Genomic DNA, 22,732 nt, shown 5'->3' on the forward strand with positions numbered 1-22,732 from the left:
ACTAACTTTCTATTGATTAACTATTTTGTGAAAATTTTGAACGCCAAATATGAGAAAGATTTTACTATTATTTTTGATTATATGCTATAAAAACTCTTTTGCACAGATAAATGAAGCATTTTCTGACGGTAATTTTACTAATAACCCAACTTGGATAGGACAAAATGCTGATTTGAACTTTATTGTGGTGAATGAGCAGCTACGTTCTAACCATACAACTGCTAATGCAAGCTTTGCTATAGCTACAGAAAACACAAAAGCTTTGGGTTGCACTTGGGAGTTTAATTGTGTTTTACAATTTGCAACATCCGGAGCTAATTATGTTGATGTTTACCTCATCAGCAATACATCAGACCTTAGAGCTACAAATATTAACGGCTATTTTGTAAGAATTGGTAATACTGCTGATGAAATTGCACTTTATAGAAGAAGTGGCACAAGTGCTACAAGTACTAAAATTATTGATGGTAGAGATGGTTTGGTATCAAGCTCAACCAATAATAATTTCAAAATAAAAGTAAGTAGAACGGCGAATGCAATATTTAATTTGGAAAGAGATAGTACTGGCACAGGAAACGCTTACCGCTCTGAAGGAACAGTTACCGATAATACTTTTACCAGCACCAATTGGTTTGGCTTTTTAGTTCAGCAGTCTACAGCTACATTTTTTCAAAAGCATTTTTTTGATAACATCATAGTACAAGATTTGGTTGTTGATGTAAATCCGCCTGTATTAAATACTATTGTACCAGACTCTAATAAAATAACCTTAAACTTTAATGAAGCTGTTGCATCGGCAGAAGCCAGTAACCGTTTAAATTATCTGATAAATCCTGGAAATATCATCCCGGCAACGGTAAATGTAAGTGGTAGTACCGTAGTTTTAAATTTAGCAAACAGCTTAAATACAAACTCTTACAACATCAGTATTAATAATATAAAAGATTTAAGTGGAAATACCATTACCAGTCCAATAAGCAGAAATTTCAATTACAGAAGACCTTATCGGGCTAGAGTTAATGATATTGTGATTAATGAAATATTTGCCGACCCATCGCCACAAATAGGTTTACCTGCGGTTGAGTTTATTGAGCTTTGGAATCGTACTGCAGAAAACATCCAATTAAATGGCTATAAGTTTAGCGATGCTACTACAACATTTACATTTACTGGAGATACAATAAAAGCAAATGAATATTTGATTATTTGTGCCCGGGCAGATACTACTTTATTAAAACCTTTTGGTAGAGTTATGGGAATTTCTCCTTGGCCATCTTTAAACAACGCATCAGACCAATTAAGTTTTTTTAATGATGTAAATACGTTAATCAACCATGTAAATTATAATGACACTTGGTATAGAGATGCAACAAAAAGAGCTGGTGGTTGGTCATTAGAAATGATAGACCCTTTAACAAGTTGCAAAGCATCGCAAAATTATTCGGCCAGTATAAACCCCATTGGCGGGACACCGGGTGCACAAAACAGCATTTATTTAAGTAACAGAACAGTAAATCCGCTATTAGCAAATAACGCGGCAATAAAAGATAGTGTTACCGTATTGGTAACTTTTAACCGTGGATTAGACAGTTTACAAGCATCTATCAGAACAAATTACAGCTTAAATAATGGTTTAGGAAATCCCCAAAGTATAAGCTTATTAGCCCCAGATTTTTCTCAGGCAGAACTAAAATATCCAGCTCCGCTAAGCAGAAATTTAACTTATACCCTTACACTTTTTAACATTGCAGATTGCGGTGTAAGTACCATCAATAATCAAACGCTTTCATTTATCTATCCGGGTTTATTAGAAGCTAAAGACTTTATTGTTAATGAGGTTTTGTTTAATCCTAAACCTGGCGGAGTAGATTTTGTAGAAGTATATAACCGTTCTGATAAAATTTTAGATTTAAAAGATTTAAACATTGCTAGCCTCAATGCAGAAAAAGACTCTTTAATTAGTATAAGAGCAGTAAGTGCAGCTACCCTATTAGCAGAACCCGGTAGTTATTGGGTGCTTACCACCAATTCAGATCAGATTAAAACAGCTTATCAAACTTTAAATCCTTCTCATTTTGTGCAGATGACTAGTATGCCTGCTTATAATGATTCTGAAGGCGTTGTTGTATTGTTAGATAAAAACAACAAGCGCATAGACCAATTTAATTATGATGCAAAAATGCATTTTAAGCTTTTAAGAGATGTAGAAGGCGTGTCTTTGGAAAGGGTATCAGCAAATGAAGAAACCAATAAACCGGGGAATTTTAAATCGGCAACATCAACAGTTGGCTATGCCACGCCTGCTTATCAAAATTCTCAAACGTTAAACGATTTTGTTACAAACGAAGAATTTACCCTCTCTGGAAAAAGTTTTTCGCCTGATAATGATGGCTTTGAGGATATTTTAACCATAAACTACAAATTACCTAACAGCGGTTTTGTAGCTAAAATTTCTATTTTTGATGATAAAGGACAATTGGTAAAAAAACTGATTGAAAACCAAAATGTTTCTGCTGAAGGAAGTTTTACTTGGGATGGCTTCAACGAAAATAACAGTCTTTTAAAAACAGGAATTTATATTGTTTATGCTGAGTTTTTCGACTTAAAGTCTGAAATAAAAAAGTTCAAAAAGGCGGTGACTTTAGCCTCAAAATTAAATTAAAGATGACAGAGCACATACTAGTTTTAGGTTCTAATGGGCAAATAGGTACCGAGTTGGTTACCGCCCTCAGAAAAGCCTATGGTTTTAATAAAGTGGTAGCCTGCGATATCCGCAGGCCCGATTATGACATTAAAAATGCTGGTCCGTTTGAGTTTGTAAACGTTTTAGATAAAGAAAACCTAAAAGCTGTTTATGAAAAATACAAACCCAAACAAGTTTATTTATTGGCCGCATTACTATCTGCAACTGGCGAGCAAAACCCAAAATTAGCTTGGGATTTAAATATGAATGGCTTGCTTAATGTACTTGATTTTTCTATCGAGTACCGCACACAAAAAGTCTACTGGCCAAGTTCTATCGCCGTTTTTGGGCCATCATCACCAAAAAACCAAACACCACAATTTTGTACTATGGACCCAAATACCGTTTATGGTATTAGTAAACTTGCTGGCGAAAGATGGTGCGAATATTATTTCCAAAAATTTGGTTTGGATGTAAGAAGCATACGTTATCCGGGTATCATCAGCTGGAAAGCCATGCCGGGCGGAGGAACAACAGATTACGCCATCCATATTTTTCATGATGCTTTAAAGAAGAAAACATACCAAAGCTTTCTATCTGCCGAAACAGATTTACCCATGATGTATATGGATGATGCTATTCGCGGCACTATTGAATTGATGGATGCTCCGGCAGAAAATATCCAAATTCGTTCTAGCTATAATTTTGATGGACTTAGCTTTAATCCAGAAGAATTAGCTGCTGAGATTAGAAAACATATTCCTGACTTTACTTTAACCTACGGCGATAATGACCCCAGACAAGCCATTGCTAACAGTTGGCCAAAATCTATTGATGACAGCTATGCGGAAAAAGACTGGAATTGGTCGCCAAAATTTGACCTTCAAAAAATAACTAGCGAAATGCTGAGAAATCTGGGAAAGGGTTAAGCATTTTTTTATAGTTTTGGGATTGGAATATAATTGATAGTCTATGGTTAATGGACCATGGTTAATCGTAAATAAACCATGGACTATCGACAACAAACCATAGACAGGTAAATAACAAAAAACACAATGGGAAGAGCATTTGAATTCCGTAAAGAAAGAAAATTTAAGCGTTGGGCTAAAATGGCCGTACAATTTACCCGTATAGGTAAAGATATTGTTATTGCCGTTAAAGAAGGCGGACCAAGTCCAGAAACCAACTCGAGATTAAGAACTGCTATACAAAATGCCAAGGCAGTAAATATGCCAAAAGACCGTGTAGATGCAGCCATTAAAAGAGCTTCTGATAAAAGTACTGCGGGTTATGAGGAAATTGTTTATGAAGGTTACGGCCCAAATGGTGTTGCTGTTTTGGTTGAAACCGCTACCGATAATACCAACAGAACAGTAGCAAACGTACGTAGCTATTTTAATAAATGTAATGGCGCTTTAGGAAAAACTGGCTCTTTAGACTTCATTTTCAAAAGAGTATCGTCTTTTAGATTTACTCCCGGAGATTTTGATCTTGAAGAACTAGAATTTGAACTGATTGATGCTGGTTTAGAGGAAATATTTGTTGAAGCCAACGAAGAGGGCGAAGACGAGGTAGTAGTACATGCTGCTTTTGAAGATTTTGGTAAGATGCAAAAAGCTTTAGAAGAAAAAGGTATTGAACTTAAACAAGCCAAATTAGAGCGTATTGCACTTTCATACACAGAAGTTAATGAAGAGCAAGCTGCCGATATTTTAAAATTATTAGATAAACTGGAAGAGGATGACGATGTACAAGCAGTTTATCATAACATGGCAGAATAATTTTTTACGCCCAAAACATACGGTATAAATGACTTTTGAAGAGTTTTTTTTAAAAAAGAAAATAGACCTGGATAAGCTTCAACAAGCTGATGAAGGTTTATACACTCAATTCAAAAGTCATTTTACGTTAATGGGCGAAAAAAGCTTTGACCATACCAAAAAATACTGGTTTAACAAGTTGCGTAAAGATTTTCGTTTATCTGAAGAAGAAGAAATTAAGTTAAAAGCTTTACACCAAAAACCTGCTGCAACGGCTATAAAAGAAGAAAAAATACCGAAACAGAAGTTGCAACAGCTAAACCCGCAGGTTTTAAACCCAAATTTAAAGCAGCTAGTATAGCACCAAAAGAAACTGAAGAAAAGCAAGAAGAAAATCCTTCAGCAAACCCAAATGCCATAGAAACAACCGTAGCAAAACCTGCTGGCTTTAAACCCAGATTTAAAGCTGGAGCTACGCCAATAAAAAGCGAGGAAACTAAAGCAGAAGAACCTATAGCAACTCCTGAAAAAGAGGAAATTAAGCCGGCTGCTCCTCTTGGTTTTAAGCCGAGATTCAAAGCTGGTACTACTCCTATAAAAACAGAAGAAACAAATTCTGAGGAACCTATTTCAACTCCTGAACCCGAAGAAAGTAAAACTAACGCTCCTGCTGGTTTTAAACCTAGGTTTAAGGCTACCAAAACCCCTAATCAACAGGAGGAAATAAAGGAAGAGCCTACAAACATAGAAACAGAAAAAGCTACTGAAACACTAGCTCCAGAAGATAAGCCTTTAGGCTTCAAACCTAGATTTAAGGCTAAGACAACTACAATTAAAGAAGAAGTTAATATCGAAGAAAACAAGGTTGAAGATATACAAGAAGAATTTAAAGAGGACAATACTTCAACAGCCAAACCTTTAGGTTTTAAACCCAGATTTAATCAGAATAAGTAGAAATTTACTTGTAAAATAGCTTCGTACTTCCCTAATAACAAAACTTACAAATGGGGTTTAAGTTGACCTCTTTTTATATCTTAACCCAGCTCTGAAAACTCTGCTAGCTTAGTGGTTGAGAAATACTAGCATATTCTAAGATTTTAAAAAATCAACTTATCACATAATATAATTAAAAACATCTATAAGATATTATTACGTAAAAATAAAAAGATTAAAAACATCTTATTTTTACTATTTTTGTTTAAATAGAAAGTATTATGGGTAAAATTAATCTTATTCCGACAGAGAAAATAATTGAGAGATTACGTTATGAAAATCCTTGGTGGGTTAATAAGAGCATCCCTGAGATGTACAGTTCTATGGCTAAGCGCCTATATTTTAACTTGTTTTATCCATACGTAATTGAAAAAAATATTCGTAGAGCTTTAGTATTAATGGGTCCTAGGCGGGTGGGCAAAACAGTCATGTTATTTCATAGTATTCAAGAATTATTAGCAGAAAATATAAATCCACAAAAGATATTTTTTATTGGTATCGATAATCCTATTTATGTTCATTTAAGTTTAGAAGATATACTAAATCTATGTAAACAATCTCTTCATCTTGAAAATCTTAATCATTGTTATATCTTCTTTGATGAAATACAATATCTTAAAGATTGGGAACGCCACCTTAAAGTGTTAGTTGACTCTTATCCTGAAACTAAATTTATAGTATCAGGTTCTGCAGCAGCGGCTTTAAAATGGCACAGTACTGAAAGTGGCGCAGGAAGATTTACTGATTTTATGCTCCCTCCTCTAACCTTTCAAGAGTATATACATCTAAAGAAAATGAATCATCTTATTTATGATGGACATATAAGTTACGGTGATAATCAAATTCCATATTGTCTTACACACGATATTAAAACTTTAAATAAAGAATTTGTTCATTACCTCAATTTTGGCGGATACCCTGAAGTAGTGTTAAGTGAAAAGATCCAGAGCGACATGGGTAGATATGTAAAAAATGATATTGTTGATAAAGTATTGCTGCGTGATTTACCAAGTTTATATGGTATTAAAGACGTTCAAGAATTAAATCGCTTTTTCACATATCTGGCTTATAATACAGGAAACGAATTTTCTTATGAAACCATGAGTAAAGAAAGTAGCATACAAAAAGACACATTAAAAAAGTATCTAGAATATTTAGAAGCTGCTTTCCTTATTAAGGTTTTAAATAAAGTAGATATAAATGCAAAGCGTTTAAAACGTATAACTAGTTTCAAAGTTTATTTAACAAATTCCTCTTTAAGAACAGCTTTATTCTCTCCTATTAATGAAACTGATACTGAAATGGGTAATATGGTTGAGACAGTAGTATTATCTCAATGGATGCATAGAGAAAAATTAGACCTAACTTATGCTAGATGGAAAGAAGGTAGAAGCGAAGGAGAAGTGGATTTAGTATTAGTTGATGATAGGAAATTTAAACCAGTTTGGGGAGTAGAAATAAAGTGGAGTAATAGATATTTTGACAAGCCAAAAGAGTTAAAAAGCTTAATTAATTTCTGTAAAAGTAACAACATTCAGAAAGCCTTAGTTACTTCAATTGATCAATCGGGATTAAAACATATTGAAGATTTAGCATTTTCATTTTTACCAGTATCTGTATACAGTTATAACATAGGCAACATCACTTTAAAAATGAAAAATGCTACTTAAACTGAAAGTTAAGATAACTAGGACAGACGATGATGTTCTTTTTAAAAATACGGCTTCAATACCTTAATCCAAATATCATATCCCTTTTGGTTCATGTGTAAATTATCTTGGATAAAAATATCTTGTTGTACCTTACCATTTTCAGCTAGCATGGCTTGGTAAACATCAATAAAATCTGTTGCGGGTTGCGAGCTTAAAAAAAATTTGATTTTAGCGTTAGCATCTTGAAAAGCAGCATCAAATCTTTCTCTGCTGATGCTTGGTTTAATAGAGATATAAGAAATTCTAGCTTTTGGGATTTGCTTTCTAATCAGATTAAATAGGATTTTGAACCTATCTACCGTAACATCAACACTTGCTCCGCTGGCAATATCATTTTCTCCACTATAAATAAAAATATGCTTTGGCTGATAAGGAAAAATAATATCATCGGCATAATAAATAGCATCAGCTAAATTTGAGCCTCCAAATCCACGATTGATAGCTCCATAAGCTTTAAAGACATTTTCTAAATCTTTCCATAATCTTAAGGAAGAACTTCCTACAAAGAGTACAGCATTTTTTTGAGGAAAACGAAGCGAGTCTTGCTTTTTGTATTGCGCTATCTCTTTATAAAAGGGAGCTTTAGCAGGCTGAGCTTGTATAATACCTCCCGAAAATAAGAAAGCAATAACCAATAAGAACTTTAAAAAATGTTTCATCAGTATTATTTTTTATGCGAAAACAACCAAGGCAGAAGTTCTGGTTCTTTGAAAGCAGGATCCCAGCTGTTATGGTTGGCATCCGGGTAAACCGTATATTTTGGGTTAGCGCCTAAACGTTTCAATTCCTCATGTATCAATAAAGAAAATTCTGGTATCACAACATCGTCTTTTGCGCCATGAAAAATCCATAAATTAACTTTATGAGCGTATTTTCTAACATTTTTCACATGGTCTCCGCCGCAAATGGCAAAAGCTGCTGCAAATGTATTGGGCTGCCTACGTAATAGTTCATAAGTTCCCATTCCACCCATAGATAAGCCTCCTACGTAAAATCTATCTTCATCTAAATAAGCTAATTTTTTAAGTTCTTTTAAATAAGCCAACAGCAAAGACATGGCTTTAGTAGGCTTACCACCTTGCTGAAAGTTGAAATGCCTTTTACCTTTTTCTTTATCTGTAACAATGTTCACATTGGCCCAGTAGCTATCTTTAGAACACTGCGGAAAAACCACAATAGCAGGAAATTCATCCTGCTTTTCTAAAAATAATTTAGAGCCATGTATCAGCTGACTTTTATTGTTATTTCCGCTCTCGCCACGACCATGTAAAAACAGTACGAGTGGATATTTCTTTGTAGCATCAAAATTTTTAGGATACAAAACCCTCACTGGCAAAGTATCTCCTTTATAGATAAAAGTTTCATCCTTAAACTTAGAAATATCCTGAGCTTTCATTTCAAAACTCAGGACAACCAATAATAATATGCTACTTAAAATTCTCATTATTCTAATTTAAAATCGGCAGATTTTACGTTTGCTGAGCTATTGCCTACAAAAATTTTAAAATCGCCAGGCTCTGCTACAAAATCTAAATTACTATTATAAAATTTCAAATCTTCCTCGCTTAAAGTAAAGGTAAGATTTTTAGTTTCGCCAGCTTTTAAATACACTTTTTGGAAACCCTTAAGCTCTTTAACCGGTCTGGTTATAGAACCTACCAAATCTCTAATGTATAATTGTACAACTTCTGCGCCATCTACTTTACCTGTATTTTTTACGCTTACGCTGATATTGATTTTCTCGCCAGAACGTAAGGTAGTTTTATCTAATACAGGCGCTTGAATATCAAAAGTTGTGTAGCTTAAACCATACCCGAAAGGATAAAGTGGCTCGTTACTTACATCTAAATAATTTGATTTAAACTTGGTAAACCATTTACCTTCTGCTAATGGCCTACCAGTATTTTTATGATTATAATACAAAGGAATTTGCCCAATATTTTGAGGGAAAGTAGCGGTTAATTTACCTGACGGGTTAACATCGCCAAATAAAACATCGGCGATAGCCAAACCTGTTTCTGTACCACCAAACCAAGTGTTTAGGATAGCAGGAACGTTCTTTTCTTCCCAACTTAAATCTAAAGGCCGGCCTGTAAACAATACCAGTACCACAGGTTTACCTGTTTTAACCAATTCTTCTAAAAGCTCTCTTTGTATTTTTGGGATTTGGATATCTGTTCTGCTAGAACTTTCTCCGCTCATTTCAGAGCTTTCACCTAAAGCGGCAACAATAACATCGGCTTTTTTAGCAATAGCAAGGGCTTCTTGTAAAACCTGCTCTTTTGGGCGATTGTCTCTTGGGATTTCTCTGCCAAACATGGTTGCTCTGGCTTGATAGGCTGCATCTTCAATTAAATTAGAACCTAAAGCATGGAGAATTTTCACTTGTGGACCAGCAACTTGCTGTAAACCGTCTTTTACCGAAACAGCTTTAGCTAAATCTGTTGAAACGCTCCAAGTGCCTGGCATATTCACACGGCTATCTGCCAAAGGACCAATTAAAGCAATAGTTCCTGTTCTTTTTAAAGGTAAAACAGCATTTACCTGTCCAGCGATAGCTGTATTTTTAAGGAGCACAAAACTTTTAGCCGCTACTTCGCGGGCAAATTTTCTATTTTCTGCTGTAAAAAGGGTTGTTTTAGCTCTTTCCTCGTTGCAATAACGGTAAGGGTCATCAAACAAACCTAATTTATATTTAGCTTCTAAAATCAATCTGCAAGCTCTGTTGATATCAGCTTCAGAAACTTTACCTTCGTCTAAAGATTTCTTCAAAGTTGTTAAGAAACCTTCGCCCACCATATCCATATCTACACCAGCTTTTACCGCTTTGGCTGATACTTCTTGTAAGTTACCTATACCATGGTCTATCATTTCATTGATAGCAGTATAATCTGTTACAACTAAGCCATCAAATTTCCAATCTTTACGTAATAAATCAGTTAATAACCATTGGTTTGCCGATGCTGGTACACCATCAATCTCGTTAAAAGATGTCATCACACTTCCTGCTCCCGCTTCTATGGCAGCTTTATAAGGAGGCATAAACTCGTTATACATCCTCACTTTACTCATATCTACGGTGTTATAATCTCTTCCGGCTTCGCCTGCTCCATAAAGGGCAAAATGCTTTACACAAGCCATTAAGGTATTGTATTTAGCTAAATCATCGCCTTGGTAGCCTTTAACCATAGCTCTGGCTATTTCTGCTCCTAAAAAAGGGTCTTCACCATTACCTTCAGAAACACGGCCCCAACGTGGGTCTCTGGAAATATCTACCATTGGTGAAAAAGTCCAATTGATACCATCTGCAGAAGCCTCTTCTGCTGCTATACGAGCTGTTTTTTCTATCAAAGGCATATCCCAAGTGGCTGATAAGCCTAGTGGAATAGGGAAAGTTGTTTTATAACCATGTATCACGTCTAACCCAAAAATTAAAGGAATTTTTAGACGAGTGTTGTTAACGGCAAGTTCTTGAACTTTTCTAATTCTAGCTGGCGTAGTTAAGCTAAAAAAACCGCCTACTTCGCCATGTTTTACTTTAGTTTCTAAATCAGAATTTCCGGTAGTACCTGTAATGGCTTCGCCACCTGTTAATAAATTTAGCTGACCAATCTTTTCTTCGATGGTCATTTTAGACATTAAATCACTGATAAAGACATCCATTTTATTTTGTGGACGGCTTTGTATATTTTTTTGTTGTGCACATGCTGTTAATATGGTAACACAACATGCGGTAAGGGCTAATAGAATAAAAAACTTGTTCTTCATGGTAATTAATTTGATATATACGGACTTTGGAAACCTAGTTTCTTTAAACCTGCTTGCACTTCTGGGGCTTTCATAAATAAATTCCATAGTAAACCGCTGCGATGATTTTCTAACATCACTACTATTGGACCTTGGTCTATACCTAAATATCTTTTTGGATACCAGTTTGCTGATTCAGAAAAAGCATCGTAAAAGCCATATTTTCCCCATACTTTATCGCCTAAATTCTCGTACCAATGGCGCATAGCTTTTAAAGACTCTTCTGGTGTATAAGGAAAAGAAGACAAAGCCGCTGTTGGCGAGATTACGCCTAAATCTCTGTTAATGGTATGACCGGCATAGCCGTTTACAGAATAACTAGCGGTTAAACCCCAACTATTTTCGCCATAACCTTTAAATCCTTTTGGGTTTGCTACACCATAATCTCTCATAGCTAAAGTGTGGTTTCTATTCTGCTGCCAATAATCTGCATATTGGTCTTTTAAGCCTTTCGGGTTTAAACCTAGGTAAGAATAATGTGCCCAAAATAATGGTCCTACACTATTTTTCTCTCCTTGATGGTCTAATGTAATTTGATGACCATAAACACTAACATTTGTTTTGATGGCTCCGTTTCTTGCCCATCCTTCGTGGTAAACTTCTGCCGGGATTGGATATGTAGGAGACGATGCCCCAAGCACATACATAATTAAACATTCATTATATCCTTTTACAGGGAAATTCATTTGCCAAGCGTAATTTGGCGACCAATGCCAATACAATACGTTTTGGTTGTTTCTGTAAAAGTTAAAATCTATTTCTTTCCAAAGCTGGTCTGCCTTAGCGGCTAAAGCTTTTTCTTGTGTATTTCCTGATTTAAAGTATTCTCTGATACAAATAAGAGATTGCGCAATAAAAGAAGTTTCTACCAAATCGCCACCATCATCTTTTGTAGAAAAAGGTTTGGTTTTACCGGTTTCACCCTCCATCCAGTGTGGCCAAGCGCCATGAAAACGGTCTGCTTTTTCTAAGAAATTAAGTATTTTTTCTAGTCGGGCTGTACCTTCTAATTTGGTTATATAGCCCCTATCAATAGCGCTAATAATAGCCATAAGGCCAAAACCTGTAGCGCCTGTGGCAACCACATTTCTATCGTTTTGTGGATAATAATTATCTAAGTGAATTCGCTCTCTACCGGCTCCAGAGTTTGGTTCTGCACCATCCCAGAAATATTGAAAGGTTTGTTTTTGAACCAAATCTATCAATTGTTCATCACTTAATTTATTTTGATTTTCTAAAGGGGTATTCACGATTTTCTTACCATTGCTACATCCCGAAAGGACAATAACAACAGTAGCTAGGGCAGATAAAAAGGGTTTTAACATGATATCATTTTTACGTCTTCACTTGATCTAAAAGGCAGAATTATATTTTAAAGAGATTAAAAATTTGTCAGCAGAGCGAAGCTGGATTTTTACCAGCTCCGCCCATTATGACAAACTAACCCAACCTATTTATTTGTTTGCTTTACCTAAATTATATAAAGCTCTGATGTGTGCATCTGGCAAAGCCCTATTGTACACTCTTATTTCATCTATTTGGCCAACCATATTAGCAAAAGAAGCATCAGTACCAATGGTTTTACCTGGTATAGTATTATAGTTACCACCAATAATAATTTCTCCTGGCTCATAAGATCTAAATAAATTATTACCTACACCTCTATTATTAAAAGAACCCACATTTACACCATCAGCCCACATATTAAATACACCAGTAGTAGTTTCATATTTGAGTACTAGGTGTGTCCACTTATCGGCGCCAATGGTTGGCGATAAAGTATTATTTAAATTATCTTGAGAACCGCCACCTACAGTAGTAAACCTTGGGTTCATTCTTAAAGTAGTAGTATTAGTAGCAGGAAAACTCTGGGTATTTAACCTAAAATCTAAACTTCCGTTAAAAATACCCGGTCTGGCAATTTGGAAAATCATGGTTCTTTTAGAACCGTTATTGGTAATTTTAATCCACTGACTAAGCGTAAAACTTTTTAGTGAGTCTGATTTAAATGCATTAATTTGAGTTGCATAGTACAGATAACCACTGTTTAAGCTGATAGCTTTACCTCTTACGCCACCATCAACAAAAGAATCGTTTGATGTTTGGGTTGGCGCTGTATTACTTTTCACTTCGTTTTTGGTATCATCAAAAGACCAATAAGCTACCAAGTTTCGAGGAAAAATCTCATCTGAGCTTGTATAACCATCTATTTTTCCTTCATAATCTGCCGGATTTACGTCTGGCAGATTATTAGGGTTACCATCCTTCTCGCAAGAAGATAGCAGACCAAGACCTATTAGTGCACTTAGCATTAATTTTCCTGATATATATGTTTTAAAAAATTTCATATCCTTATAAGATTAATTATAACCTGGATTTTGAGTTAATCGTCCATTACTTAAATCAATTTGAGCTTGTGGTATTGGTAATAGCTCATGCTTACCAGGGACAAAGCTTTTGCCGACCCCTTGCATAACTGTTGCTACAGTACCCCATCTAACTAAATCAAAGAAACGATCATGCTCCATAGCCAATTCTATTCTTCTTTCTTTTCTTATAGCTTGGCGTAACAATTCTTGATCTGTAGTGGTAACGTTAGGTAAAATATTGGCGTTTGTACCTCTTGCTCTTGCTCTTACACTATTTAAGGCTTGCAAAGCTCTGGTAGTATTTTCTGTACCGCCTAACTCATTAGCTGCTTCTGCATACATCAATACTACATCGGCGTAACGTAATAAACGTACATTCATCCACCAGCCAGAACGACTATTTATTAAAGCTCTTTTTGCTGGGTTTGTATACACTTTGTTATTGTAGCGAGGATTTGGTAAACCAGCTTGAGGACGCTCGCCAAAAATAGTTACAGAATCTGGTACGCTGTAGAAAATAGTACGTCTTCTTCTAGGATCACCGGGCTCATAAGCGTTGGCTAAGTTCTCACTTGGCACATTAAATCCCCAACCGAAATTCCAATCGTTTTCCCCTCTTACACTTTGTACTTGTGTATACTGAGAGCCAAAATCTGTAGGTACTGCAGGAGGTGATGTTGCTTGTACTTCAAAAATAGACTCTTTAGAATTCTCTCCTTCTTCATTGAAGATGGTAGCATAAGGAACTGATAGATTATACTCGCCAGACGTCATGACAATATTTGCCTCATTCATAGCCTGTGCCCATTTGCCTTGTGTTAAGTAAACTTTAGCTAGCAAAGCATGTGCTGCACCAGAGTTAATTCTGCCAATGAATTTTCTATCATAAGCGGATGCTGGTGATAAATTATTAGCTGCGAATTGTAAATCTTGTTCTATGAAAGCATACACCTGAGCTGGAGTGCTTTGAGGAATATTTGCTTGCGATACATTCGTAGAAATTACTGTATCTATAATAGGTACTCTTCCAAATGACCTTACTAACATAAAATAAGCATAGCCACGTAAGAATCTTGCTTGTGCCTGTGCATCAATTTTTAAAGCTTCTGGGGTATTTGGGTTAGGATCTTTAGCAACTCTATCTAAAATAAAATTACAGCTATTTACTAACCTGTAATGCCCTAGCCATAAATCATTTGCCAAACCATTGGTAGGTGTTAAGGTGAAATTATCCATCTGTATACCATCGGGGCTATCAGCTGGGGTACTTCCTTTATCAGCATCATCACTTCTAAAGCTAGTTGCAGCAATAAATGGAAATACGGTAACATCATAACTTCTTAAACTTGCATAAGCACTGTTTATAAATTGGTCATAAGGCCCCGCACCTTCCGGATAAGGATAATTATCCTGATTATAATCTCCTTGAGCTAATCTATCCAAAAAATCTTTTTGACAAGAACTCAGGAATAATGCTATAGCTAGCAATGCCATAGCACCGTAACTTGTTTTTATATTTTTAAGCATTTTCATGTCTATTATTTTTAAAATGTTGCGTTAATACCAAATGTATAGATAGCAGGTAATGGAAATATTCCGTTATCAGCACCACCACCCAAGATAGATGATAATGGAGCTTCTGGTGTATAGCCTGTAGTTTTGCTCCACGTAATCATGTTTTGCCCACTTACGTATAGTCTTAAAGTCTTCATACCAGCTTTACTCAACCCTTTGGCATCAAAAGTATAACCCAATTGTACTGTTCTTAAACGGAAGTAATCTCCAGGCTCTAAATAGTAAGAGCTAAATAATTGATTATTAGCTCTCGTGTTATCAAGAATTGGCTCCACATTAGAAGTTCCTGGGCCAGTCCATGCGTTAAGTCTATTACTTTCATAATTAACTATAGCAAAACTTGCTAATCTTCTTTGGGTATAAACATAGTTACCTGCAACACCCTGACCTTCAATCATAGCATCGAACTTTTTATAGCTGAAAGAAAGGTTCAATCCGTAATTGAAATTTGGAAAAGGATTACCTAAGTTTACCCTATCTGCAGGCGTAATAACACCATCACCATTGGTATCAGCGTAAGCAATATCACCCGGAAGTGAATCCCCAAAAGCTGGAGTTCTGTCTAAATCTGCTGTAGATTGGATAATACCAGTTTGACGATACCCAAAGAAATGACCTATAGGTTCGCCAGAAATAGTTCTATTAGCGCCTCCATTACCCAAAAGCTGGAAATTAAAGTTATTTCCTATAGACTCTACTTTATTTCGGTTATAACTAAAGTTTGGTGAAAAGGAATATTTAAAGTCATTTCCTATTTTATCATTCCAACCTAGAGCCACCTCGATACCTCTATTGGTAATATTACCTAAATTGGTTAAAAAGGATAAAGTTTGATTTGGTATGGTTACACGGGTTAAGATACCGTTAGTTTTTCTATCATAAAGGGCAATATCAGCACTAAATCTATAATCTAAAGCTCTTAACTCTAAACCAAGATCAAAGCCTCTGGTAACTTCCCATCTTAAAGCAGGGTCTGGAATATAAGCAGGTGTAACAGATGGATAAACATTATCACCGAAAACACCCACATCAGTAACATTTAAGCCTGGCAAAAATAAATTTTCACCAAAACCATTGGCATTGCCTAAAGTACCCCAAGAAGCTCTAAATTTTAAGAAATCTATTTTTTCTATATTAAAAAAATCTTCTTCACTAGCTACCCATCCTAAACCTACGCTACCAAAAGTGCCCCATCTGTTAGCCGGAGCAAATTTTGAGATTCCGTCTCTTCTTGCAGAAATATTTACTAAATATTTATTCTTAAAAGCATAGTTTACTCTTGCAAAATAAGATAGCTGAGCAGATCCTGAACCAGATCCGTTAACATCGGCCGCTGGATTAGAGTTATTAATAATATCTAAATACCAAAAATCTGGACTATCTGGGATATTTAAGGTGGTATCTCTTCTACTTGCTGATAAGCTTGTGCTTCCAGTATAAAGAGAGCTAAAACCCGCAAGAGCCGTTACTTTATGATCTTCGTTAATGGTTTTATCAAATGTAAGGGTATGGTCTTGTTGGTATCTACGGAACTCATTTTGACTTTGGCCAACTGATGTTCTTACAATATTATCAACTGTTCTAGTAGTTGGCGCAGTACCTTCGCCCAAATTGATAAATGTAAAAGGTAAACGAGAGTAATTTCTAGTACCGTTAAAACTTAAATCAGTATAAAAAGCAGAACGCCATTTGAAGTTCTTTAAGAAGGTTACTTCTCCGAAAATATTACCTACTACACGGTAACCTTTATTAATCTCGGTACCATCGCTTCTGTTTAAAGCTGCAATTGGGTTACCAACTTGTGCTCTTTGGAAAGATGGCATACTGTAATAAGTATTAGCATCTTCTTGCACTGGTACAATAGGTACTGCTCTTAAAGCGCTATTAAAACTCACATCAGAAGGGTCTACAATGTAATGCGAACCTACAATATCACCACCAATTTTAATATTGTCGTTTACTCTAATTTCTTCGTTAAAACGCACATTAAAACGTTGGAAATTGGTATTTCTTAAAACACCTTCTTGGTTGTTATAGCCAATGCTTAATAAAGTAGTTGTTTTTTCGCCGCTGTTTGAAATGCTTAAATTGTGGTTTTGCATTGCAGCGGTTTTAAAAATTAAATCTTGCCAATCTGTATTAGCTGTATAATTTGTAAAATCAAATGCTGGTGCATTTAAGTTGGCTAATTGTGCGGTATATAATCTGGTAAAACCTGCAGCATCAACTACATCAATTTTGTTAGGTACAGATTGTATACCGGCCGAGCTTTGCAAAGCAACCCTTGTTTGACCTTTGGCTGCTCTTTTAGTTGTAATTACAATGACACCATTACCACCTTGAACCCCAAATATAGCGGTTGATGAAGGGTCTTTTAATACTTCAATACTTTCAATATCGCCTTGGTTTACATAGTCTATATTAGTTTGGATAACTCCATCAACTACATATATTGGATTTGAAGCATTGGTACTATTAACACCTCTAATTCTTACAGTAGGTGCAGCACCCGGTACACCGCTATTTACTACGGTTAAACCAGCAACTTTACCTTGTAAAGAAGATATAGGGTTTACGTTTGGAGACTTCTCTATATCTTCTCCTTTAATGGAAGTGATAGAACCTGTTAAGTCTCTTTTTCTTTGTGTACCATAACCAATGACTACTACTTGTTCAAGACTTTGAGAAGACTCGGCCAGCGTAGCATTAATAACTGTACGGTTGTTAATCGTAATTTCCTGAGTAGAATAACCCAGATAAGTGAATACTAAGGTTCCATTTGATGGGACACTTATCGTGTAGTTCCCTTGAGCGTTTGTCTGTGTAGCAATGTTAGAGCCTTTTAACAATACTGCAACCCCAATCAGTGGTTCGCCATTAGCATCAGAAACCTTACCTGTTACACTAAGGTTCTGTCCGAAAGCAAATAAACTGAATGAGAAAAGACATAAAAATAGTAAAATCTTTCTTTCCATAATTTAGTTAATTGTGATAAGTATTAATTGGTTTTTTGGTAACACAAACTTCAAGCTATTTCTTGGAATGCAAAAGAAAATCAACTCTACATTACTACATCATCATGAAAATAAGACAATTTCATACATCATAAAAACATGCATTATAAAGCTAAAAATGCGTTTTTATAACTACAGAGCTATTTTTACAACTACATCATGATGTTGCTTACTACATCAAAAATTTAGGGCCGTTAAAAGTACTATGAGAGGTAATGATGTAGTGTTAGAGTTCCATTAAAAACTCTACTAAATTTTTATCATGCGGAATGTTTAGTTTTTTACGCAAGCGGTATCTCCTAATCTCTACACCTCGTACACTAATATTCAATAGAGATGCCATTTCTTTACTGCTCATATTTAGTCTTAAATAGGCACAAAGCTTTAAATCATTAGGTACTAAATCGGGGTGGTTATACTTTAGTTTTTTGAAAAAGTTTTCATGAGTTTCGTTGAAACTGGTTTCAAATAAATTCCAATCTCGCTCATCACTCATACCATCATCAATAACTTTCTGAATCTTTCTCAAACGTTCTTCTGATAGTTTTTTACCTGAATCATCTTTCAGATTAGAGAGCTCGTCTTTTATTTTCTGCAGCAATTCGTTCTTATAAACAATATTCATAGCAGAATTGGTTACTTCTCTGCTTTTACTTTCTAACTCTGCTTGTAGCTTCTCGTTAGTAAGCTTTATCATCCTTTGCTCATTAGCTAATGCTTCACGCTTAAGATGCTCTTCCTTTTCTTGCTGTAATTGTTGTTTAATACGTTCTTGATGTTTGATAAGCTTCCTGAAATACGATTTTCTTATCAAGTAAACAGCTACTATCAGTAAAACTAAATAAATAAAAAGAGCTGTTTTACTAGCATAAAGTGGTGGTAAAACCTCAAACTCAAAAACAGTTTCTGGAGTAATGATGGTTTCATTAATTTTTGCTCTTACCTTAAAAGTATAAGTACCGAAACTTAAACTAGTAAAGTCTTTTTGCGATTGATTAGACCACTCAGACCAATCATCAGAAAAACCTTCTAAATAATATTGATATTGAACATTTGCCTGCCTATAATAAGGTAAAGCGTAATTTATTCTGATGCTACTTTCTGATGCTGGTATCTCTATATTTTTACTGAGCGAGCCACTACCTGTGATTAAAAAATTAGAGCCTGTAATATTGGTTATCTTTCCAATAACTACTGATGGGATTTTAGGCTGTTGCTCTTTGCTTTCTTGGTTGTAAAGCACAAAGCCATCATCAACACTAATGAGGTATAAATTACTGTTGATTTTGGATATGTTTTCATAATCCTGAACCATTCTCCCATCTAAAACACTAAACTTATTAGAATCGATTTTAACCTGACCAGCTTCTTTAAAATTCACTAAAGCCACCCTACCGTGGTCTATAAACCAATACACATTATCACTAGCCTTTATAACTTTGTTTGATTTTGCGTAAGATCCTAAATTTTGGTTAAGCTCTTGGTAGCGCTTAAATTTATCTGTTATCTCATCATAAACATAAAATCCTTTTTCTGATGAGAAGATGATACGGCCATCTAAATTGAAAATATTGATGCCATAACTAGACGGCAAACCATCTTTCTCGCTATAGTTTTTAAGTTTGGTTACTCGCTTTAAATCTCCACCTAAATTAATTTTAAAGACACCTTTATAAGCTTGGCTTACCCATATATTACCTTTAATATCTTGCTCTACATACCTAGAAGGCTCGCCAAAACCATCAATTTTATGAGAAAATTGGTAGGTATTAGCTGGTGTTTGGTTATAAATCACCAAACCTGTATAAGTACCTTGAATAAGTTTATCAGCAAGTAAAGGCATCTTCTTTAAAGTCCAACCACCGTTTACTGCCGATATTCTGCTGATAGTAGCTCCGCTTACTTTAAAAGTTCCAGAGTTATGGCCGCAATACAATTCACCGTTAATAACGGCAAGCTCCCAGACTTGTCCTTGCGAATTAGGGATAAGCTGAAAATTAAACTTCTGCATTTTCCCGCTGGCATCCCAATTACTATAGAACAAACCTTGGTTGGTTCCTAAATAGATTTTGCCTCCGTAAATGATACTAGAATAAACCGTTCCGAAAACGCCTGCTTTATCAAAATAAAAAGATAAGGGCGAGTTTAACTCTATTCTATCAATACCGTTATCTAAACCTGCCCAGAGGTTTTGTGCATCATCTAAAAACAAGCTTAAAACGGTATTATTTTGCAAACCGCTTGATTTATTGATGTGCTGAACAATATTACCCGCTTTGTCTATCACTACCACCCCATCTAAAATAGTCCCAAAAGCATAATACTGTTCTGATATTTTTACACCATTGTTGAGTTGTGCTACTTTTAAAAAATCGCTTGCTGGTACTTTCCATGGTGTTATTGTATTGCCATCGTATAAAAACAAGCCACTTTTAGAGGTCCCAATTAAAGACAAGCCATCACTAAAAGGCAGTGCCGATAATATAGCACTACCACTTAAAATTTCACTTCCTTTGATAAAACTTAGCTGTTTTCCTTTTAACTCATGTAGCCCTCTTTTTAGCTCCTCAACAAAGAAACGCTTGCCAGATTGCAACAAAAACAAGTATGGGTTGGTAGAGCGCAACACCTCTATTTTACTGTTTTGATAAATTAATATCGCTGCAAAAGATTGAAAAATAACCCGATTACCATCTATATAAATCTTCCAAATCTCATCGTTTAACTTAAAGCTTTTAGGTATTAAATGGGTGATAGAATGATATTTTAAAATTGCTTTTTCGTTGTAAGACCAATAGCCCAACTCGCCAAAAGCACCAGTAAAAATTTTTCCTTTTTTGTCGGCCGCTACAGAACGTACAATAAGTTTATTGGGCAAACGATGTAATTGCCAAGACCTACCATCAAAAGACAACAATCCCTCAGAATTACCATAATACATGATGTTTCGTTCATCTATAGTGATGCCCCAGTTTTGGTTACCCGCCTGATATACTGATTTGGCATAATTCTCTACATAAGGAACACCTATTTTTTGTATCTCAGCAAGTACGGTTGAGACAACGAAAAGATAATATAAAATAAATGCTACAATAGATTTTAGCATGACTATTCTGTTTATATTTAGATTTTAAAATACTTTAACAAGTTGGTCGTTTTGTTCTTAAGAAAATAAACCAAGCCTTTGTTTTAATATTATTGATTATGAAAACTAAATTACTGATATTTTTTACTTTCCTTGCCTTCATAGGTAAACTAAGTATTGCACAAACTTACACCGCCGGAACTTTTAACATCAGACTAGATACCGAAGCCGATAAAGAAAACCAATGGAAAAACAGAGCTGCGGTTGTTAGTCAGTTAATTGAGTTTCACGATTTTGATATTTTAGGCACACAAGAAGGTTTTCATCACCAATTACAAGATATTTTAAAAGCTTTACCGCAATATGCTGTTTATGGTAAGGGTAGAGATGATGGTCAACAAGCTGGCGAGCACTCGGCTATCCTCTACAAAAAAGATAAATTTGAACTTTTAGCGCAAGGCGATTTTTGGTTATCAGAAACACCAGAAACACCTTCTTTAGGTTGGGATGCTAAATGTTGTAAACGCATTTGCTCTTGGGTTTATTTAAAGGATAAAAAAACGAAGAAAAGCTTTTACTTCTTTAATGCTCATTATGACCACCAAGGCGTTACTGCCCGCAAAGAAAGTAGCAAACTTATTTTAGAGAAAATTAAAGCTATTGTTAAAGATAAACCTGTAATTTTTACTGGCGACTTAAATGGAAACCACAGCAGCGACCCTTATTTAATTATTGCAGATAGCGATATTTTAAAAGACACTTATAAACAAGTTAAACAGCCTTATGCAAACAGTAATTCTTTTAACGGTTTTGGCGCTCAATTAAAAGGTAATAGCATCATAGACCACGTTTTTGTTAGCAAACATTTTAAAACACATAAATGGGGCTTGCTTACAGATAGCTATCAGGGGAAATACCCATCAGATCATTTCCCTATATTGGTAGAAATTGGGTTTTGAGTAGGTGGTTAGTTTGTTAGGTGGTTAGTTTGTTAGGTGGTTAGTTTGTTAGGTGGTTAGATTGTTAGGTGGTTAGATGATATAGACAATATTAAATTACTTCCTAGAAGTTTATCCACTTGCTGTTTAAGCTCTGGTAAATCTCTACAAACTATAGTCCAGATTAATTCATCTGATATATTATCATAACTGTGAATTATTCTATTTCTGGTTCCAATGATATTCTTCGCATTCTGAAACTGGAAATTAGCATCCATTTTTATGATATGATTAACTGCTTCTCCAATAATTTCTAAATTTCGTTCAACGGCATTTCTAATTTTTTAATCTTTCTGATAGGCTTTAAAATCCTTTTGATCTGCAATAAATAGAAATATTTCATCAATACACTGCTGTATATCTAATAACCAAGTTCTGATTTTAATATCCACAAATCTTAACTTTTGTACTTTCTAGTTCTTGCTTAAAAATGCGATTTTTGATTCCTCTTTCTTCAAGTAAATCAATTTGCTTGGTTAAAATCTCTTCTATCTTCGTTTTTAGATTGAAATATAAATCAGTATACTTATATGGGTCTTGTTCATCAAAATCCACTACTAAATCTATATCTGACGATTCATTATAGTCATCTCGAATAACTGAGCCAAAAGCAAAAAGTGATTTTACTTTATTTACTTTGCAAAGTTCCCTAATCTGCTTTAGTTTAGACTTTTCTATATTCATACTCAAAAGTAAATCTTTAAAATACCATATTCAAAAATATCAGCATATACTA

General features: G+C 35.0%; 16 protein-coding genes. 5 read left to right on the plus strand and 11 right to left on the minus strand.

All coding sequences use genetic code 11. The features are described from left to right. Nucleotides 1–49 precede the first annotated feature (49 nt). The 3 genes from FYC62_RS10505 (at nt 50) to FYC62_RS10515 (ending at nt 4,464) form a co-directional block, all read left to right on the plus strand. Nucleotides 50–2,662 (plus strand): lamin tail domain-containing protein, encoded by a 2,613-nt coding sequence (locus FYC62_RS10505; protein WP_149074899.1) that lies wholly within the window; start codon nt 50–52, stop codon nt 2,660–2,662. Between the two features lie 2 nt (nt 2,663–2,664). After that, nucleotides 2,665–3,612, plus strand: a complete 948-nt coding sequence (locus FYC62_RS10510) for an NAD-dependent epimerase/dehydratase family protein (protein WP_149074900.1) — start codon at nt 2,665–2,667, stop codon at nt 3,610–3,612. A gap of 126 nt (nt 3,613–3,738) precedes the next feature. Next, nucleotides 3,739–4,464 carry a YebC/PmpR family DNA-binding transcriptional regulator gene (locus FYC62_RS10515; protein WP_039452885.1) on the plus strand — a complete coding sequence of 242 codons (726 nt, stop codon included), beginning with the start codon at nt 3,739–3,741 and terminating at the stop codon, nt 4,462–4,464. A gap of 254 nt (nt 4,465–4,718) precedes the next feature. Here FYC62_RS10515 and FYC62_RS10520 read toward each other — a convergent pair whose 3' ends face one another. Next, on the minus strand, nt 4,719–5,144 hold the full coding sequence (locus FYC62_RS10520) for a hypothetical protein (protein ID WP_149074901.1): 426 nt from the start codon (nt 5,142–5,144) through the stop codon (nt 4,719–4,721). Between the two features lie 513 nt (nt 5,145–5,657). Between FYC62_RS10520 and FYC62_RS10525 the strand changes: the two genes are divergently transcribed. After that, nucleotides 5,658–7,106: an ATP-binding protein gene (locus FYC62_RS10525; RefSeq protein ID WP_039452889.1), complete on the plus strand. Its 1,449-nt coding sequence runs from the start codon at nt 5,658–5,660 to the stop codon at nt 7,104–7,106. Between the two features lie 41 nt (nt 7,107–7,147). On the opposite strand, the gene FYC62_RS10530 is transcribed toward FYC62_RS10525, so the two are convergent. The 8 genes from FYC62_RS10530 to FYC62_RS10565 form a co-directional block, all read right to left on the minus strand. Beyond that, nucleotides 7,148–7,807: a GDSL-type esterase/lipase family protein gene (locus FYC62_RS10530; RefSeq protein WP_149074902.1), complete on the minus strand. Its 660-nt coding sequence runs from the start codon at nt 7,805–7,807 to the stop codon at nt 7,148–7,150. Nucleotides 7,808–7,812: 5 nt separating this feature from the next. Continuing rightward, a complete protein-coding gene (locus FYC62_RS10535; RefSeq protein ID WP_149074903.1) occupies nt 7,813–8,592 on the minus strand; it encodes a carboxylesterase family protein in 780 nt (259 codons plus the stop codon). Next, entirely contained in the window at nt 8,592–10,916 is a 2,325-nt protein-coding gene (bglX, locus tag FYC62_RS10540; RefSeq protein WP_149074904.1) for a beta-glucosidase BglX, read from the minus strand. Before bglX ends, FYC62_RS10535 begins: the two co-directional genes overlap by 1 nt. 5 nt (nt 10,917–10,921) lie before the next feature. Beyond that, nucleotides 10,922–12,280, minus strand: a complete 1,359-nt coding sequence (locus FYC62_RS10545) for a glucoamylase family protein (RefSeq protein ID WP_149074905.1) — start codon at nt 12,278–12,280, stop codon at nt 10,922–10,924. A 129-nt stretch (nt 12,281–12,409) separates the two neighbouring features. Continuing rightward, nucleotides 12,410–13,303, minus strand: coding sequence for a LamG-like jellyroll fold domain-containing protein (locus tag FYC62_RS10550; protein WP_149074906.1), 894 nt, complete (start codon nt 13,301–13,303; stop codon nt 12,410–12,412). Nucleotides 13,304–13,315: 12 nt separating this feature from the next. Then, nucleotides 13,316–14,857, minus strand: coding sequence for a RagB/SusD family nutrient uptake outer membrane protein (locus FYC62_RS10555; protein ID WP_205943709.1), 1,542 nt, complete (start codon nt 14,855–14,857; stop codon nt 13,316–13,318). An 11-nt stretch (nt 14,858–14,868) separates the two neighbouring features. Continuing rightward, a complete protein-coding gene (locus tag FYC62_RS10560) occupies nt 14,869–17,874 on the minus strand; it encodes a SusC/RagA family TonB-linked outer membrane protein (protein WP_149074907.1) in 3,006 nt (1,001 codons plus the stop codon). 265 nt (nt 17,875–18,139) lie between these two features. Further along, the gene (locus FYC62_RS10565) at nt 18,140–21,019 is read right to left on the minus strand and encodes a triple tyrosine motif-containing protein (protein ID WP_149074908.1); all 2,880 of its coding nucleotides are present in this window, start codon (nt 21,017–21,019) and stop codon (nt 18,140–18,142) included. A gap of 98 nt (nt 21,020–21,117) precedes the next feature. Here FYC62_RS10565 and FYC62_RS10570 point away from each other — a divergent pair, with 98 nt between their 5' ends. Next, a complete protein-coding gene (locus FYC62_RS10570) occupies nt 21,118–21,957 on the plus strand; it encodes an endonuclease/exonuclease/phosphatase family protein (RefSeq protein ID WP_149074909.1) in 840 nt (279 codons plus the stop codon). A gap of 56 nt (nt 21,958–22,013) precedes the next feature. On the opposite strand, the gene FYC62_RS10575 is transcribed toward FYC62_RS10570, so the two are convergent. Continuing rightward, a complete protein-coding gene (locus FYC62_RS10575) occupies nt 22,014–22,277 on the minus strand; it encodes a HepT-like ribonuclease domain-containing protein (RefSeq protein WP_205943848.1) in 264 nt (87 codons plus the stop codon). 100 nt (nt 22,278–22,377) lie between these two features. Then, nucleotides 22,378–22,680 (minus strand): nucleotidyltransferase family protein, encoded by a 303-nt coding sequence (locus tag FYC62_RS10580; protein ID WP_149074910.1) that lies wholly within the window; start codon nt 22,678–22,680, stop codon nt 22,378–22,380. Between the last annotated feature and the right edge of the window lie 52 nt (nt 22,681–22,732).

Source organism: Pedobacter aquae (assembly GCF_008195825.1).
Lineage (GTDB): Bacteria > Bacteroidota > Bacteroidia > Sphingobacteriales > Sphingobacteriaceae > Pseudopedobacter > Pseudopedobacter aquae.

Excerpts from the sequence above, each read along its gene's own strand:
- FYC62_RS10505 (WP_149074899.1), top strand. The coding sequence starts at position 50 with ATGAGAAAGATTTTACTATTATTTTTGATTATATGCTATAAAAACTCT.
- FYC62_RS10530 (WP_149074902.1), bottom strand. The coding sequence starts at position 7,807 with ATGAAACATTTTTTAAAGTTCTTATTGGTTATTGCTTTCTTATTTTCG.
- FYC62_RS10510 (WP_149074900.1), top strand. The coding sequence starts at position 2,665 with ATGACAGAGCACATACTAGTTTTAGGTTCTAATGGGCAAATAGGTACC.
- FYC62_RS10535 (WP_149074903.1), bottom strand. The coding sequence starts at position 8,592 with ATGAGAATTTTAAGTAGCATATTATTATTGGTTGTCCTGAGTTTTGAA.
- FYC62_RS10570 (WP_149074909.1), top strand. The coding sequence starts at position 21,118 with ATGAAAACTAAATTACTGATATTTTTTACTTTCCTTGCCTTCATAGGT.
- FYC62_RS10545 (WP_149074905.1), bottom strand. The coding sequence starts at position 12,280 with ATGTTAAAACCCTTTTTATCTGCCCTAGCTACTGTTGTTATTGTCCTT.
- FYC62_RS10580 (WP_149074910.1), bottom strand. The coding sequence starts at position 22,680 with ATGAATATAGAAAAGTCTAAACTAAAGCAGATTAGGGAACTTTGCAAA.
- FYC62_RS10555 (WP_205943709.1), bottom strand. The coding sequence starts at position 14,857 with ATGAAAATGCTTAAAAATATAAAAACAAGTTACGGTGCTATGGCATTG.
- FYC62_RS10560 (WP_149074907.1), bottom strand. The coding sequence starts at position 17,874 with ATGGAAAGAAAGATTTTACTATTTTTATGTCTTTTCTCATTCAGTTTA.
- FYC62_RS10550 (WP_149074906.1), bottom strand. The coding sequence starts at position 13,303 with ATGAAATTTTTTAAAACATATATATCAGGAAAATTAATGCTAAGTGCA.
- bglX (WP_149074904.1), bottom strand. The coding sequence starts at position 10,916 with ATGAAGAACAAGTTTTTTATTCTATTAGCCCTTACCGCATGTTGTGTT.
- FYC62_RS10525 (WP_039452889.1), top strand. The coding sequence starts at position 5,658 with ATGGGTAAAATTAATCTTATTCCGACAGAGAAAATAATTGAGAGATTA.
- FYC62_RS10565 (WP_149074908.1), bottom strand. The coding sequence starts at position 21,019 with ATGCTAAAATCTATTGTAGCATTTATTTTATATTATCTTTTCGTTGTC.
- FYC62_RS10515 (WP_039452885.1), top strand. The coding sequence starts at position 3,739 with ATGGGAAGAGCATTTGAATTCCGTAAAGAAAGAAAATTTAAGCGTTGG.